General features: G+C 48.2%; 15 protein-coding genes. 10 read left to right on the top strand and 5 right to left on the bottom strand.

Translation table 11 applies throughout. The features are described 5' to 3' along the window. The first annotated feature begins 166 nt into the window (after window positions 1-166). The 3 genes from DU481_RS14560 to DU481_RS14550 all read left to right on the top strand — a co-directional run bounded on the left by DU481_RS14560 (window position 167) and on the right by DU481_RS14550 (window position 2646). Window positions 167-466, top strand: coding sequence for a hypothetical protein (locus DU481_RS14560; protein WP_350135681.1), 300 nt, complete (start codon window positions 167-169; stop codon window positions 464-466). Between the two features lie 30 nt (window positions 467-496). After that, entirely contained in the window at window positions 497-1453 is a 957-nt protein-coding gene (locus DU481_RS14555; protein ID WP_350135679.1) for an IS5 family transposase, read from the top strand. A 146-nt stretch (window positions 1454-1599) separates the two neighbouring features. Continuing rightward, window positions 1600-2646, top strand: a complete 1047-nt coding sequence (locus tag DU481_RS14550; RefSeq protein ID WP_350135683.1) for a TIGR03032 family protein — start codon at window positions 1600-1602, stop codon at window positions 2644-2646. Here the strand turns inward: DU481_RS14550 and DU481_RS14545 are convergent. Beyond that, window positions 2643-3560, bottom strand: coding sequence for a hypothetical protein (locus DU481_RS14545; RefSeq protein ID WP_350135677.1), 918 nt, complete (start codon window positions 3558-3560; stop codon window positions 2643-2645). The genes DU481_RS14550 and DU481_RS14545 overlap by 4 nt on opposite strands. Window positions 3561-3738: 178 nt before the next feature. Between DU481_RS14545 and DU481_RS14540 the strand changes: the two genes are divergently transcribed. The 6 genes from DU481_RS14540 (at window position 3739) to DU481_RS14515 (ending at window position 10077) form a co-directional block, all read left to right on the top strand. Continuing rightward, on the top strand, window positions 3739-4656 hold the full coding sequence (locus DU481_RS14540) for a hypothetical protein (protein WP_350135675.1): 918 nt from the start codon (window positions 3739-3741) through the stop codon (window positions 4654-4656). Window positions 4657-4816: 160 nt separating this feature from the next. Next, window positions 4817-6049 carry a bifunctional alpha/beta hydrolase/OsmC family protein gene (locus DU481_RS14535; protein WP_350135673.1) on the top strand — a complete coding sequence of 411 codons (1233 nt, stop codon included), beginning with the start codon at window positions 4817-4819 and terminating at the stop codon, window positions 6047-6049. Between the two features lie 7 nt (window positions 6050-6056). Further along, complete coding sequence (locus tag DU481_RS14530) at window positions 6057-6461, top strand: RNA-binding S4 domain-containing protein (RefSeq protein WP_350135671.1); 405 nt, start codon at window positions 6057-6059, stop codon at window positions 6459-6461. A gap of 17 nt (window positions 6462-6478) precedes the next feature. Then, window positions 6479-7264 carry an aldolase gene (locus DU481_RS14525; RefSeq protein ID WP_350135669.1) on the top strand — a complete coding sequence of 262 codons (786 nt, stop codon included), beginning with the start codon at window positions 6479-6481 and terminating at the stop codon, window positions 7262-7264. 249 nt (window positions 7265-7513) lie between these two features. Beyond that, window positions 7514-8755 (top strand): cyclic di-GMP phosphodiesterase, encoded by a 1242-nt coding sequence (locus DU481_RS14520; protein WP_350135667.1) that lies wholly within the window; start codon window positions 7514-7516, stop codon window positions 8753-8755. Between the two features lie 140 nt (window positions 8756-8895). Then, a complete protein-coding gene (locus DU481_RS14515) occupies window positions 8896-10077 on the top strand; it encodes a vanadium-dependent haloperoxidase (protein WP_350135665.1) in 1182 nt (393 codons plus the stop codon). Window positions 10078-10086: 9 nt separating this feature from the next. Here the strand turns inward: DU481_RS14515 and trmB are convergent, their stop codons facing one another. The 3 genes from trmB to thiS are packed head-to-tail and all read right to left on the bottom strand — an operon-like array spanning window position 10087 to window position 11856. Continuing rightward, on the bottom strand, window positions 10087-10752 hold the full coding sequence (gene trmB, locus DU481_RS14510; protein ID WP_350135663.1) for a tRNA (guanosine(46)-N7)-methyltransferase TrmB: 666 nt from the start codon (window positions 10750-10752) through the stop codon (window positions 10087-10089). A 33-nt stretch (window positions 10753-10785) separates the two neighbouring features. Then, a complete protein-coding gene (locus DU481_RS14505) occupies window positions 10786-11610 on the bottom strand; it encodes a thiazole synthase (RefSeq protein ID WP_121168082.1) in 825 nt (274 codons plus the stop codon). 42 nt (window positions 11611-11652) lie between these two features. Then, window positions 11653-11856, bottom strand: coding sequence for a sulfur carrier protein ThiS (gene thiS, locus DU481_RS14500; RefSeq protein ID WP_090315716.1), 204 nt, complete (start codon window positions 11854-11856; stop codon window positions 11653-11655). Window positions 11857-12216: 360 nt separating this feature from the next. On the opposite strand from thiS, the gene DU481_RS14495 reads away from it, so the two are divergent. Beyond that, a complete protein-coding gene (locus DU481_RS14495) occupies window positions 12217-13914 on the top strand; it encodes a methyl-accepting chemotaxis protein (RefSeq protein WP_350135661.1) in 1698 nt (565 codons plus the stop codon). 153 nt (window positions 13915-14067) lie between these two features. Here DU481_RS14495 and DU481_RS14490 read toward each other — a convergent pair whose 3' ends face one another. Continuing rightward, window positions 14068-14403, bottom strand: a complete 336-nt coding sequence (locus DU481_RS14490) for a lysozyme inhibitor LprI family protein (protein WP_350135659.1) — start codon at window positions 14401-14403, stop codon at window positions 14068-14070. Window positions 14404-14600 lie beyond the last annotated feature (197 nt).

Genomic DNA, 14600 nt, shown 5'->3' with positions numbered 1-14600 from the left:
TCTGCCAAATGCGTTACCTTCCACAACCGGGTTTGATAAAGCCGCCAGATTTCCTGACGATCCAATAATGTTAAGCGAGTGCGTTTGTGTATGTTCATCTACAGTATTCTCCTGAATACTGTAAACAACGCTAGGAATTCTTACACATAATGTATTACCCGTAATTATGCTGTTAGGGGTTATTCAACCCGATGCGTTCGCGCATACCGTGATTGATCCGCCGCAAGTAACGGAAGGTAAACAATCGAATAATCACATGGTGATTACACATGGTTGCGGTGATGCCGCTGTCATCGGTCAGAGTGTTGTCATACCGGACGGGATCGATTCTTCCATCATAGCCAATGGCAATCCTCATGCCGGACCGCTCAGCGATTTCCTGCAAAATTGGGGAGGAATCATATTTGTGCAGGATCGTTCATTATTTAGGGAACCGCTGAACAAATCCCGAGGTTTGTTGAGATAATAGATTTATTAACGACCTTCTAAATACGCCATGCTACACCAAACGAGTTTTGCCGATCTTGATTACAATCACAAGAAACGCCGGACACGGCGGGAGGTTTTCTTAAACGAGATGGAAGGGGTAATACCCTGGCAAGTGTTGCTGTCGCAGATTGAACCGCATTATCCCAAGACTGGAAGGCGGGGGCGTCAGCCGATGGCGCTGGAGAACATGTTTCGTATCTACTGCCTGCAAAACTGGTTCAACCTGTCAGACCGGCAAATGGAAGATGCGCTGTATGAGATCGAAAGCATGCGCCGGTTTGCGGGGTTCAGTGGTGTTACCGATGCGCTGCCGGACGAGACCACGATACTGAATTTCCGTCATCTTTTGGAGCGACACGAATTGACGGCGGTATTGCTTGAAGCGATTAATGCTCACCTCAAGGCTCAGGGCTTGCTGGTTTCCAAAGGCACGATGGTAGATGCCACACTCATTCATGCGCCAAGTTCGACCAAGAATCGTGAACAGGCGCGCGATCCGGAGATGCATCAGACGAAGAAGGGAAAACAATGGTACTTTGGCATGAAGGTGCATGTTGGGGCCGATGTGGATTGCGGGGCAGTGCACACGGTTGAAATTACCGCAGCCAATGAAGCTGACATCAACGTTTTCCCTAAACTGCTGCGGGCGGAAGACGAGGTTATATTTGGCGATGCGGGCTACGCCAGCGATGAATACAAACGGGGATCACGGCAATTGGGAATACGCTGGTGCGTGCAAGACAAACGCAAGCCCGGACAGAATCTCTCGGAGAGTCAGAAGAAGCGTAACCGGAAGCATTCCTCGATCCGGGCGCGTGTAGAACACGTATTCCGGGTGATCAAGCGGCAGTTTGGATTCTCCAAGACCCGCTACCGCGGGCTGATGAAGAATGCCGTTCAGGTGAACATGTTGATGGGCCTGGCCAACCTGTACCTGCTGCGCAGGCAGTTGATGACGACTTGAGGGAAAAGTCCGTCTATCACACCCCGGTGGCCGATGATGACGCACAAACAGGGGAAATCCGGCTACAAAACACCACTGAAAAATGAATTGCCGGGAATTCGTGTTCAAAAAACTGGCAGGATTACCGGAAAATCTGAAAATCACTAATTGTTCGGTGCTTCCTTAGGGCAACGCTGGAAATCACAACCTCACGTCAACTATTGTCGTGGCTGGCGGAGCAAAAGATTTCTATCGCGCTGACGACATACCAGATTGGCAAACTGTATTTTATCGGCTTGAAACCCGACAATGCGCTTTCGGTGTTTGAACGCAGTTTTAACCGCTGCATGGGACTGTGCACGACAGCGAATGGTTTGTATATGAGCAGCCTGTATCAGATCTGGCGCTTTGAAAATATCTTCGAACCCGGACAGCAGCAGGAGGGTTACGACCGGCTGTATGTACCGCAAGTGGGTTACACCACCGGCGATCTGGACATTCACGACATGGCCGTGGATAGTCATGGCCGGTTGGTGTTCGTCAACACGTTGTTTGGTTGCTTGGCGGCATTGAGCGAAGCGCATAGCTTTAAACCGCTGTGGCAACCCGCCTTCATCAGCAAGCTGGCGGCGGAAGATCGCTGCCACCTGAATGGTTTGGCGATGCGGGATGGTGAGCCGGCGTATGTCACTGCGGTTGGCCGCTCCGATGTCGCCGATGGCTGGCGTGAGCATCGTGCCGACGGCGGTGTGGTCATCAGTGTGGATACTAACGAGATCGTGTGTTTCGGGTTGTCGATGCCGCATTCTCCGCGTTGGCATAACGGCAAGTTATGGCTGCTCAATTCCGGTACCGGGGATTTTGGCTATGTCGATCCGCAAACGGGACAGTTTGAGCCGGTTTGTTTTTGTCCCGGCTATATGCGCGGACTCAGCTTTCACGGTGATTTCGCCTTAATCGGAATCTCCAAACCACGTCACAATAAAACTTTCAGCGGCTTAGCGCTGGATGCGAATCTTAAATCACGTAATGCCGAAGCGCGCTGCGGCGTTCAGATCGTGGATTTGCGCACGGGTGATGTTGTGCATTGGCTGCGCATGGAAGGCGTAGTTGAAGAACTGTACGATGTTGTTGTACTGCCGGGTGTGCGGCGTCCGATGGCGTTAGGTTTCAAAACAGACGAAATTCGCCGGATATTGAGTATTGAAGTTTAGTTCTGCGGTGGGTGTTGAAAAGTTTGTTTGAAATAATCATCAAATTTTGATCGGACATTGTGCGGATTTTGCGCGATTTCCCCGATCAGTTGAAAAAGCCGGTAATTTTCTGTATCCAGCAGCCGGTACTGTTTGATCATCTTGAGGGTATGCGGACCTTCGCCTGAAATACCATCTATTTCTTCTCGTGCCAGTTTGCGGCCCAATCCATGATGATGAGAGCTTTCGCTGGTGGCGGTAGTGATCAGATCCCCCAATCCCGCCAAGCGATACGGGCTGCCAGCTTGACCACCCATGACTTGCGTGATTTGATTTAATTCTTGTAGAGCTGCCGTTGCCAGATAGCCGCGCACGTTATCACCAAGCTGGAGTTCATCGGCCATGCCGAACGCCATCGCGTACACATTTTTTAATATCACCGGCCAGCTGATACCGGCGATGTCAAACGTGTGCTCGATATACAGTCTGGTGTGATTAAAACACGCTTGCATGGCATGAAATGCGGCAAGATCGCGGCAACCCAGTTGCGCAAATGCGTACCGGCCTGCGCGGATTTCCTCGGAAATCATCGGGCCATACAGAAGCGCGTACGGTTGATGCGTAGGCAGGTTTTCCGCAAAAATTTGCGCTGCGGTTTTGCCGGATTCATCGAGTCCCTTGGCGATGCTGACGCACAAGCAGTTTTTTTTCAGTAACGGTGCGATGCGTTGAGTTACTTCGCGGTGCGGATTGACGGGCAGGCAAAACAATACGATGTCTGCGAGCGGTGCGCTTTGTTCCAGCGTAGTGTAAGGGTAGTTGCTTTGCAGAAATTGCTCCCAAATCGCAAATGTGTGCCGGTCCTTGAGCAGATATTCCATCGTATGCCCCATTTCACCGTGACCGAGTATGAGAATATTTAATGATGATGCCATAGATTAAATTGATACTTTTGGGTAGTTTTTGCTGCTATTGCTCGAGTGCGGCAATTTACCGCATTGCTAACGATTACATTTTAATGAACAATAAATTGAGTAAGCCAAGTGAATGGTTAATATTTCTGTCCGTTTCTGATGAATCTTTTTTAAGCAAAACACAAACTGCCTTACCCCTATGATCGCACAAAAAACTAACGCAACCCATACCCTGGAAAATCAACGTATGGCGCTTACCCATCAACATCAAACTTCCATTCTTCAACTCATGCTGGCTATGTTTAAGACTGCGCCAGGTGCGTCGAATCTGATGTTTCTCGGCTCGATGTTGCAGAGTGGCCAATCCTTGGCAAGTCTGGCGCAATTACTAACGGAAAGCTCTTTATTCTTTGATCGGCAGTATGCAGCGTACTTGAAGCCGAATGAGTTTGCAGTCAAGTTTGTTAACGATTTGGTCGGCGACCGCGTGTCGATTGGCGATAAAAGCCTAGTCATTGATTATTTGACGCACCGGATGATCGCCGGCGCTACGCAAGGAGAGCTGATCGCAGAACTCATGAGTGCTTTATCGCCCATCCCGGCTTCGAATCTCAATTGGGGTAAAGCCGCATCGCATCACAATACTCGGAATGCAACCAAAATCGTAACGCATCTGCTCGGAAGCACCTTTACACCAGCCAATATTGCGGTAGTGGTCGATTATATGCTGGCGCAAATGGCGGCCGGTAAAACATTCGGTGAAATGATCGTGTGGGCTATCGATACCGTGATTGGGGTTGATCATGACAATGTCGTATGGGGAAAAGCAGCAGTGCTTTTCAACAATCGCATCGAAGTTTCAAAATATTATTCGGTCGATAAAGCCGGTACTACGATCGACAGGGTAGCTCTGCGGCAGATTTTGGCGAAAGTGACGGTTGATACCGAAACGGTTGCCGCTGCCAAAGTGACCATCGATCACTTATTGCGCAATGACAGCGGTTTTTCTAATGATGCTGCTGATGATTTTCAATTCGATAAGATGCTGGTGATTAAGAAGAACAAAGTATTGACCCTGCCGCAGGGAACAGCAAAACGGACCGAACTGATGGTTTAATCAAGTTCACTGCGGGAAACTTCCAACACGAATTAATCCGGAATTAACTTACTTTTCCAGCGAAGAAAAGAATTTTCCGGTTCAAACTTTGGTACTATTTGCACACAGCATTCCACTCGAAAGAGTGCTGTCTGATCGGTTGCTATAAGGTAAATAGTCCATGCCGCGTATCCAAGCAGTATTTCAAAATGCGCAAGGCGAATCGTTATCCGGTTTGCTGGAAATGCCATCTGGCGCGATTAAATCGTACGCGCTCTTCGCTCACTGTTTTACCTGCTCCAAAGATAACCCCGCGGCTGCGCGGATTGCGCTCGCATTGGCGGATCGCGGCATTGCGGTATTGCGTTTCGATTTTACCGGCCTTGGTAATAGCCAAGGCGATTTCTCAAATACCAATTTTTCTTCCAATCTACAGGATTTGTTAGCGGCTGCGCGCTACCTGGAGCAACATTACCCCGCCCCCGCGCTTTTAATCGGACACAGCTTAGGCGGCGCTGCCGTACTTGCGGTAGCGCAAGATTTGCCGCAAGTCAATGCGGTGATAACCATCGGCGCACCGGCAACAGCAGCACATGTTAAACACTTGTTTGCCGATTCTTATCGGGAATTGCAGAATCAACCGTCCGTGCAGGTCGAATTAGCTGGAAGAAGCTTTAAGATCCAGCGTCAATTTATTGATGATTTGGAGAAATATAATTCAGTTGCACATATCGGCGCGCTAAAAAAGGCATTGTTGATATTTCATTCGCCGGTTGATAAAGTCGTTTCGATTGATGAAGCGGGGCGCATTTTTGCCGCGGCCAAACATCCGAAAAGTTTCGTCTCCCTTGATCATGCCGATCATTTGCTGTCAGATCCGGAAGATTCTCATTATGTCGCGGAAGTTTTGTCGGCTTGGGCGAGCCGTTACCTGAAAACGGATCCAGTTCCGGTTAAAACAAATGGTGCGCTACAGCCAACCGTTGAGCCGGGTAGTGTGATCGTGCGGGAATGCGATAAAAAATTTACGCGTGAGATTTTGACACCGCACCACCGGCTGATCAGCGATGAGCCAATCGCACTGGGTGGAGCGGATCTTGGATTCAATCCCTACGAGTTATTACTCGCTGCGCTGGGTAGCTGCACTTCGATGACGCTGCGCATGTATGCGAACCACAAACAAATAGACTTGCAAGACATTACTGTGGAACTGCATCACAGCCGGGTTCACGCCGAAGACTGTAGCGGTTGTGAGAAGCAAAAAACACAAATTGATGTCATTACGCGCACAATTCAATTACACGGTAATCTGAGCGATCAACAGCGAGCGCGATTGCTGGAAATTGCCAATCAATGTCCGGTACATAAAACTTTGCAAAACAAGATTCGGATAGATACTAACCTGATAGATTAACTTCACTATGCAATCAGATGATACTATAGAGAAATATCGTGTTGATAAATGGCTGTTTGCGGCGCGGTTTTTTAAGACGCGCTCGTTGGCGGCCGAAGCGATTGATCGCGGCCGGGTTACGGTGAATGGCCAGCGGATAAAGCCTGCCAAAATACTCGTAGCAGGGGATATGCTGACAATTCGCATTGATAATTATCAATATGATATTGAAGTATTGGGATTATCGAATAAAAGAGGATCTGCCACAGTGGCGCAGCAGCTGTACCGGGAAACCGAAGAAAGCAAGCAACAGCGAGAATTACTGGCAGCTCGCTTAAAAGCACAACCGCCGCCATTGCATATCAAAGGACGGCCAACCAAACGTGACCGCCGCGTCATTGAGCGCTTCATTTCCAACCACGACGAATTTTAAGAATCCAGCGAAAAATCATGAGTAACGACACATTCAATTTAGGCAAAGAACAACTGATGCAACAATCCTTTGTGCAAATGGACAAGCATTTGCAAGGCGCGAGTTACACACCGACACAAAAGCTGGCATTAACTTGCCGGATTTTGTTCGATAATGGCCACGATTCGGGCTTGGCTGGGCAAATTACTACGCGCGGCGAGCAGCCGGGCACTTACTTGACGCAACGGCTGGGCTTCGGGTTTGACGAAACTTGCGCGAGCAATTTGTTACTTGTCAATGAAGATCTGGAAGTTTTGCAAGGCGATGGCATGGCTAATCCGGCCAATCGTTTTCATTCCTGGCTGTATCGCGCCCGGCCCGATGTGCAATGCATCATCCATACGCATGCCGTACATACCGCCGCGCTCAGCATGCTCGAAGCGCCGCTGGAAATTTCGCACATGGATAATTGCGTGTTGTACGACGACGTGGCTTTCCTGCCAAAGTGGCCGGGCGTACCGGTGGGTAACGAAGAGGGTGAATTGATTGCTCAATCCATCGGCAATAAACATGCTTTACTGCTGGCACACCACGGCTTGTTGATCGCCAGTTCCAGCATTGAAGAAGGTTGTATTTTGGCGCTTGCTTTTGAACGGACGGCACGCATGCAGTTGCTGGCGGCACCCGCCGGAAAAATCCAACCGATAGATCCCGCTTTAGGCAGGGAAGCGCGAGACTGGATTCTGCGCGGCCAACGCAGCGCGGTCACCTTTGCTTATTACGCACGGCGCACTTTGAGAAAAGGCGCGGATTGTTTGCAATAGATTGCATGTTATTGGTGTGCCGCTTCACTTTGGCGCTATGATGGATTGAATACCTCTATAAAAGCCCTGCAATCCTACCGTTAACCGTCTCACTAAAAAGTGCACAATATGCAAAATCCATTCTGTAGCTTGATTTCTTAATCTGTGGAACCGGAGCATTCAGAAGTAATCGAAATGATTATTGGTGATTGATTTGTATCATGAATATTAGTGGGATAGGTTTCTTTTCTACTTTTTATATTGAGCCCTATGATAAAAAAAGTGCAAGCAAGTGAAGTTCGGCTGGGAATGTATATCCATGAACTCCGCGGTAATTGGCTGGAACATCCTTTCTGGAGAAAATCGTTTAAGCTGGCGCAGCAGAAAGACTTGGATAAGCTTGTCAACTGCGATTTGGATGAAATATGGATCGATACCGCTAAGGGGCTTGATGTGGCTCCCGATGAAACCGGTCTGGTGAAAAACCTAAAGTCTGCCAATAATGTTACTCCTGTAAATAAAATCGCTACGGATGGATCACCCCCACCACCATCACCACCGGTAAAGAAACAGGTTGCACGCGTTTCAGTCGAAGAAGAACTGGATAATGCTAAAAAAATTCAGAAAAAAACCAAAGATGCAGTCACTTCAATGTTCAGCGATGTGCGTATGGGTAAAGCGCTTGAAATCGAAGGTGCGGAATCCCTGGTAGAGGAGATCAATCAATCGATGGAGCGCAATCCGAACGCGTTGCTCACATTGATCCGGCTGAAGAATGTCAACGAATATACCTATATGCATTCGGTTGCAGTTTGTATGTTGATGGTAGCGCTGGGAAAGCAGATGGGGCTGGATGAAACGCAAATCAAACAAGCGGGCACAGCCGGATTGTTGCACGACATCGGGAAAATGTTGATTCCGGACGAAGTGCTGAACAAACCGGGAAAATTGACAGATGAAGAATTTGCCGTCATGAAAAGTCATCCGGAGCGCGGCTGGGAAATTTTAAAATCTTGTTATCAAGTCCATGAAACGGCTTTGGATGTGTGCTTACATCATCACGAGCGTGTCGATGGCAAGGGTTATCCGGAAAAATTATCCAGTGATGCGCTGACATTGTTTGCACGCATGGGGGCGGTTTGTGACGTTTACGACGCCATCTCGTCGGATCGTTGTTACAAGCCGGCTTGGTCTCCGGCCGAGTCGATCCGCAAAATGGCTTCTTGGAAAGACGGTCATTTTGACGAAACTATTTTTCAAGCTTTTGTGAAAACCATCGGTATTTACCCAAGTGGTACCTTGTTAAAACTAAAATCCGGGCGTTTAGGTGTAGTGATGGAACAATCCACAAAAAAATTAACCACGCCGATCGTCAAAACCTTCTTTTCGACACGTGCCAATGCGCATATTCCAGTTGAAATTCTAGATCTATCGAAAGGCACGGATGGTATCGAAAGTATCGAAGAGCCAACGAAATGGGGTTTCGATATTAACAAGCTCCAGGGAATTTGAAACCAGCTTCTGTGCTTTAATTTGTGAGTGCGACGAATATTTCTTATAATACCTAATAATTAACAATAGTTTGAAAAACAAAGATAAAGTCAATAATGAATAAATGCCAGAGTATAAGTACTGCGATATTGTTTTTAATTATGCTGGCATCGCCCCATGTCATCGCGGATGCGGTGACTGATTGGAATCAACGCGCCGGCGATATCGTTGTCAATGCCAATATCGGACCCCTTCCTGCCGAACGAGCGTTAGCGATTGTACAAACATCCGTATATGAAGCTGTTAATGCAATTACTCAACGTTATCCAATCAGCGATGTAAAACTTCAAGCTGCGCCAGGCGCATCCATAGAAGCGGCGGTAGCAGCAGCTAACCGCACAGCATTGGCGAAGCTCGTGCCATCCCGGCAAACAGAGATTGATAGCGTTTATCATGCGGCACTGACAACCATCGCCGATGAAGCAGCAAAAATGCGCGGTATTGCGGTCGGTGAGGAAGCGGCGGCAGCGGTTTTGGCGCTACGCATCGACGATGGCGCAACCGCCGGTGAATCTTACCGCCCCTACACACAGGCGGGGGTATATGTACCGACCGTGCTACCCGAAGCGCCGCAATGGATGTACCGCAAACCTTGGTTAATGACTCAGCCATCGCAATTTCGCCCAGGACCGCCGCCGGGGTTGGAGAGCGAATTATGGGCGCGCGATTTCAACGAAGTAAAAGCGCTGGGCAGTAAAAACAGTCAGCAACGAAGCGCTGAGCAAACTGAAATTGCCCGGTTTTGGGAGGAGGTCATGCCACCGATTTATCACGGCATCGTACGCTCGGTCGCCAACATGCCCGGAAGAGAAATTACACAAAATGCGCGCTTGTTTGCCGCAGTGACACAGGCCTCAGACGATGCGCTGATTGCCGTATTCGATGCGAAATATCACTACGGTTTTTGGCGGCCGGTAACTGCAATCCGTAATGCGGATATTGACGGCAATGATGCGACTGAACGAGACCCGTCTTGGATACCGTTTATCGATACACCGATGCATCCGGAATATCCGTGTGCGCATTGTATTGTTTCCGCCGCGGTGGGTACGGTACTGCAAGCGGAAATCGGCGATAGCCAGACTCCGCTATTAACGACCACCAGCAAAGCAGCGGGTGGTGTGGCGCGTAGCTGGACGAAGTTAGACGATTTTATGCAGGAAGTCGCCAGTGCACGTATTTACGATGGCGTGCATTATCGCAATTCCGGTAAAGTTGGCTCTGAAATGGGCAAACAGATTGCCCAACTATCAGCCAAAAAATACTTATTGCAGAAACAGTAGATAGAAAAATCAAATTCTCTGAAAAATCAAATCCCATACGCCATGCCCAAGTTTGATTCCCCGTTGCTCAAACTTGGTCAATGGCCGGTAATCCGGCCGTGGCGCGTAGTCTATTGCGGTATTGCCGAGCTGTGTTTCCTGGCTCAGCACATGCAATATTTGCTCAGCATAATCTTCCCAGTCGGTGGCTGCATGAATATATCCTCCCGGTTTCAGATGGTTGCATAAACGAGCGACTAAATCCGATTGGATTAATCTGCGTTTATGATGCCTGACTTTGGGCCAGGGGTCGGGGAAGAAAATATGAACACCATCCAGGCAGGCGGCCGGTAGCATGTGCTGCAAGACTGCTACGGCATCATGCTGAATGATGCGTAAATTCGTCAATTCCAGTTGCTCAATTTGATTCAGCAAACTGCCTACGCCGGGCGTATGGACTTCGATACCCAGATAATCATTTTCCGGGTGCGATTGCGCAATGGTTGCGGTGCTTTCGCCCATACCGAATCCGATTTCCAGAATTTTAGGCGCATCACGGCCAAAAATCTGATTGAGATCGAGCAGGTTTCCGCTAAATGGAATACCGTATTGCGGCAACAGGGTTTCACAGGCTCGGCGTTGCGCATTGGAAACACGCCCTTGACGAAGGACGAAGCTGCGGATGGTCTGCGGCATGGGTTAATGACGTAGCAATATAAAGCGGAATGGTTATTCGGATTTGCCGCCTGCCGGTTTTCCGGGAGTTTTTTCAGTGCGGGCAATAACGCCTTCTGTCGGCGAACTGGGGCTGGCGCTATAGAGCTTTTTCGCCATGCGTCCGGCTAAATAGGCTTCGCGTCCGGCTTCGACCGCTTTACGCATTGCCGACGCCATTAATACCGGATGTTGCGCTGCGGCAATCGCGGTATTCATCAGAACACCGTCACAACCGAGTTCCATCGCGATGGTGGCATCGGATGCAGTGCCAACACCGGCATCGACCAGCACCGGGATTTTGGCATTGTCGATAATGATTTGCAGATTCCACGGATTCAAAATGCCCATGCCGGAACCGATCAACGAAGCCAATGGCATCACGGCAACACAGCCCATGTCTTCCAATTGTTTAGCGATAATCGGATCATCCGAGGTATACACCATCACTTGAAAATCCTCTTTGATGAGAATTTCCGCAGCTTTCAGTGTTTCCACCATATTCGGGTATAGCGTTTTAGGATCACCCAATACTTCCAGTTTGACCAAGCTGTGGCCGTCGAGTAATTCACGGGCCAGCCGCAACGTGCGCACCGCATCGTCGAGGGTGTAACAGCCTGCAGTATTGGGTAGCAGAGTATATTGGGAAGGCGGTAGCACATCCAGCAGATTGGGCTCACCGGCATTTTGCCCGATATTCGTGCGCCGGATCGCCACGGTAATGATTTCAGCGCCGCTCGCTTCAACCGCCGCGCGTGTTTCATTGAAATCCTTGTATTTACCTGTGCCGACCAGTAACCGGGATGAATAGGTTTTGCCGGCAATAACTAAATTATCCATGAGATTCTTTTTATATCGATGTGTAATGATTGAGAGCGGAACTTAACCGCCACCGACGGCGACGACAACTTCCAGCTGATCCCCATGAACCAGCATTTGTTGCGGAAACTGGCTGCGCGGCACAATCTCGCCATTGCGTTCGATGGCAATACGCTTGCCATGCAAAGCCAGATGGTCGATCAGTTGTGCAACGTTAATCGGCGCTTCAAACTGCTGCGGTTGTCCATTAATAGTGAGTTGTATCATGGAAGAAAAAACTAGAATTGATATTTCAGATTAGCTGGATGAACAATCAAGAATCCGCTTGGATTTTATCATGTGGGGCGTGCTGTTTTGGAATAATTTATTCGAGCGGCTAATCAAAATTCAAGATAAAAGCACTATGCAAGTCCGCTTGATTATGCATACCGAAAGAATGAAATGAGGCATAAAAGTAGCTCAACTCCTGAATGAATATCTATGTATTTGCAAGTTTTTCTGCCGATAATAAAACCCTGTTGGCAAAAAACATTTATTCGAACCGGTGTCATTTTGATCATTGGATTGAAACGAGGAATGTGCCTACAAAATAAAGCCATTCACGTAGAAATAATTTAGGAGATTCTTATGTTGAAAGATATGACAGTGAAAATGGAGCTGATCATTGTGATCGGCCTTCTGTCAGTAATACTGATTGGTATCGGTGTGCTAGGCTTACATGGGATAAAACAATCGAACGAAGGATTGAGAACGGTTTATCAGGATCGCACGGTGACGGCTGTTGATCTGGCGACGATTAATGATATTTGGGAAGCTGTGCGTAAGAACGTTACCATTGCGACCAGCACAAAAAGCACGGAATTTGCGAAAGAAAAATCGGAAGAAACAGCAAAAACGATTAAAAGCGCCGAGGAAATCTGGGCAAGATTCATGGCGACTGAATTGACCACAGTGGAAGAGCAGCTCGCCCAAGAAAAATTGCGATTGCATGCAGCCTATGTAGCGGCAGTCAATAAAATATTCGCAATGACCATTGCAGGTGATTTCGATGGTGCGGCAAAAAACCTTAAAGACGAAGCGGAACCGCTGTTTTACCGCTTGCACGAAACCATTTACAGCATGATTACTTTGCAGGGCAAGGTTGCGGCCGAAGAGTATGAAAGCGCGGTAAGTGATTACAACTCCATTTTCATGATTATGATTGCTACGATCAGTTCGAGCGTATTACTGGCGTGTGCTCTGGGATACATTCTGCTGCGCGGTATTGTCAAACCGCTGAACGAGGCGATCACGATTGCCAATGCCGTTGCTGCGGGTGATTTATCTACCAGAATTGAACCCCGCTCGACGGTTAATGGATTTGGCCGCTTGATCAACGCGCTGAAAGCCATGAATGATAATCTGATCGATTTGGTAGGAAAAGTGCGAGTGGATGCCAATCTGATTCAAACATCCGCCGGCGAGATTGCATCGGGCAATTCAGACTTAAGCCAGCGAACTGAAGAGCAAGCATCCAGTCTTGAGGAAACCGCATCTTCAATGGAAGAACTGACTTCGACCGTCAAGCAAAATGCGGATAATGCGCGCCAAGCTAATCAACTGGCTGCGGGCGCTTCCGAAGTCGCGGTGAGGGGAGGCGCGGTAGTGGGTCAGGTGGTGCAGACCATGAGTTCGATCAACGAAAGCTCGAAAAAAATTGTCGATATCATCAGTGTCATCGACGGTATCGCTTTCCAAACCAATATATTGGCACTCAATGCCGCAGTTGAAGCAGCTCGTGCCGGTGAGCAAGGCCGCGGATTTGCGGTGGTGGCTACTGAAGTTCGTACACTGGCACAGCGTTCCGCAACAGCAGCAAAAGAAATTAAGGAGCTGATCAATGATTCGGTAGCGAAAGTGGAAGTCGGCACGCGCCTGGTTGATGAAGCGGGTGACACGATGGATGAAGTCGTCACCGCAGTCAAACGCGTAACAGACATCATGAACGAGATTTCCGCCGCATCGCAGGAACAACATTCCGGAATTGAGCAGGTCAATCAAGCGGTCACCCAAATGGATGAAGTCACGCAGCAGAATGCAGCCTTGGTTGAACAAGCGGCATCCGCAGCTGAAACCATGCATGATCAGGCGCAAGCGCTCGCGCAAGCGGTCAGTGTATTCAAACTATCGGAAAGCAGCGGCGGTTCCGGCATTGCCAAGCCAGTCAAAAGAAGCAACAGGCCGGTTACAAAATTGCCAAATCGCGTTAAGGTGATAGCATCCGAGTCATCTGAACCACCTCGGAAGATAGCGGCCAGTGGCGGAAGTGACTGGGAAGAGTTCTAAACGTGATTCTTAGACTACAAGAAGTAGCAGGCTGAGTGGCGCAAAAAGAAGCTTCTGGCAAACTCGGACGGTTACTGTAGGAAGCTGTATTCAAATGAAAACGCCTGTGCAATGCACAGGCGTTTTGTCGAGCAGATTTATAAAAAACAGAAATTATGTAGATTTCTCAGTGCTAAAATTTTTTAAAAAATCTTTAAGATGCTGAATTCTCTCTTTGGTTCTTGATTCTAAACAATGTAGAGGGTTTACACCTAGGTTTAAACAGTCTGAGTTTTTGAACCTGTTCCAATGCCTTTGAGAAGTTATAAAGTTTTCCTTATCTTCATCAGTAAGTTTCTCCATTAATTGTTTTTGAGTGTTTTTCAACTCTATCAATGCAGCTTGATACCGTTCCATTTCGGGATTTTGCGCATATGTTAAACTCGAAAGCGATAATCCAATACCCCCAAACAGAAAAACAAGTAGATATTTATAAGCAGTTCTTTGCATCTTTATTTCCTCCATTTTTGTGTCGCAAGTAAATTGCTTCGGAGCCTGAATACTTCTTTGTAAATATAACATAAGCTGTAAGAATTCCTAGCGTTGTTTACAGTATTCAGGAGAATACTGTAGATGAACATACACAAACGCACTCGCTTAACATTATTGGATCGTCAGGAAATCTGGCGGCTTTATCAAACCCGGCT

This window comes from Nitrosomonas sp. (genome assembly GCF_040240425.1).
Taxonomy (GTDB): domain Bacteria; phylum Pseudomonadota; class Gammaproteobacteria; order Burkholderiales; family Nitrosomonadaceae; genus Nitrosomonas.
The sequence above is the reverse complement of the archived record's forward strand: the minus strand, read 5'-3'. Positions and strand labels throughout refer to the sequence as shown.

Excerpts from the sequence above, each read along its gene's own strand:
- thiS (WP_090315716.1), bottom strand. The coding sequence starts at position 11,856 with ATGATACAACTCACTATTAATGGACAACCGCAGCAGTTTGAAGCGCCG.
- DU481_RS14560 (WP_350135681.1), top strand. The coding sequence starts at position 167 with ATGCTGTTAGGGGTTATTCAACCCGATGCGTTCGCGCATACCGTGATT.
- DU481_RS14530 (WP_350135671.1), top strand. The coding sequence starts at position 6,057 with ATGCAATCAGATGATACTATAGAGAAATATCGTGTTGATAAATGGCTG.
- DU481_RS14495 (WP_350135661.1), top strand. The coding sequence starts at position 12,217 with ATGTTGAAAGATATGACAGTGAAAATGGAGCTGATCATTGTGATCGGC.
- DU481_RS14540 (WP_350135675.1), top strand. The coding sequence starts at position 3,739 with ATGATCGCACAAAAAACTAACGCAACCCATACCCTGGAAAATCAACGT.
- DU481_RS14520 (WP_350135667.1), top strand. The coding sequence starts at position 7,514 with ATGATAAAAAAAGTGCAAGCAAGTGAAGTTCGGCTGGGAATGTATATC.
- DU481_RS14555 (WP_350135679.1), top strand. The coding sequence starts at position 497 with ATGCTACACCAAACGAGTTTTGCCGATCTTGATTACAATCACAAGAAA.
- DU481_RS14535 (WP_350135673.1), top strand. The coding sequence starts at position 4,817 with ATGCCGCGTATCCAAGCAGTATTTCAAAATGCGCAAGGCGAATCGTTA.
- DU481_RS14545 (WP_350135677.1), bottom strand. The coding sequence starts at position 3,560 with ATGGCATCATCATTAAATATTCTCATACTCGGTCACGGTGAAATGGGG.
- DU481_RS14515 (WP_350135665.1), top strand. The coding sequence starts at position 8,896 with ATGCTGGCATCGCCCCATGTCATCGCGGATGCGGTGACTGATTGGAAT.
- DU481_RS14490 (WP_350135659.1), bottom strand. The coding sequence starts at position 14,403 with ATGCAAAGAACTGCTTATAAATATCTACTTGTTTTTCTGTTTGGGGGT.
- trmB (WP_350135663.1), bottom strand. The coding sequence starts at position 10,752 with ATGCCGCAGACCATCCGCAGCTTCGTCCTTCGTCAAGGGCGTGTTTCC.
- DU481_RS14505 (WP_121168082.1), bottom strand. The coding sequence starts at position 11,610 with ATGGATAATTTAGTTATTGCCGGCAAAACCTATTCATCCCGGTTACTG.
- DU481_RS14525 (WP_350135669.1), top strand. The coding sequence starts at position 6,479 with ATGAGTAACGACACATTCAATTTAGGCAAAGAACAACTGATGCAACAA.